The organism is Janthinobacterium sp. GMG1 (genome assembly GCF_034427795.1).
GTDB lineage: Bacteria > Pseudomonadota > Gammaproteobacteria > Burkholderiales > Burkholderiaceae_D > Janthinobacterium.
Genome location: NZ_JAXQNT010000041.1, coordinates 1 through 684 on the forward strand (window position 1 = coordinate 1; position 684 = coordinate 684).

The following is a 684-nucleotide window of genomic DNA, read 5'->3' on the forward strand; positions in this document are numbered from 1 at the left end:
AATATTCCATCGCTGACCCTGTCCGTGTTCGGTTTTTCGCGGGGCGCCGCCGAGGCGGTGGCGTTCTGTCAGCTGTTTGCCGATTTGCTCAAGCCGGGCGAGAAGGGGCCGGAGTTTGCCGGCATCCTTGCCAGCATCGATTTTCTTGGCGTCTTTGACACGGTGGCAACCGTGGGCAGCTCGGCGTCTGTCGCGAAAACCACGATCGCGCCTGGCGCGATGTTCGATGGCCATTGGGCCTGGGCCAATGAATTGCTCAAACCATTGCCGTCCTGCGTCCAGGCAGGTCTGCATTGTATTGCCACGCATGAGCAGCGCATGAATTTTCCCGTCACGCGCCTGACAGGGAAAATCGAGGAAGTGTATTTCCCTGGCGTGCACTCGGACGTAGGAGGCGGCTATGGTCCGGGCGAGCAGGGAAAGGGGCGTGGCGGACAAGCGGCCTTGTTGTCGCAAATCCCGCTCGCGCATATGTTCAAGGAAGCGCGCCTCAAGGGCGTGCCCTTGATACCGTTCAGCGAACTGGAACTTCGCGATCAGGAGGATTTCCAGGTCAGTCAAGAGCTTGCCAAAGCATGGGAAGCATATACCGCCGAGCTTAACAAGCAAGGCGCCTTGCTGAGCAAGCACATGGAGCTGTATTACCGCTGGCGCGCCGTGCGCGTCAAGACCCTGGAAGCCACG

1 protein-coding gene is annotated in these 684 nt (G+C 59.6%); it reads left to right on the forward strand.

Going from position 1 to position 684, the window contains the following annotated elements; genetic code table 11:
- The coding region (locus tag SJI03_RS28790; protein ID WP_322429456.1) for a phospholipase effector Tle1 domain-containing protein at positions 1-684 on the forward strand (684 nt) is incomplete at both ends.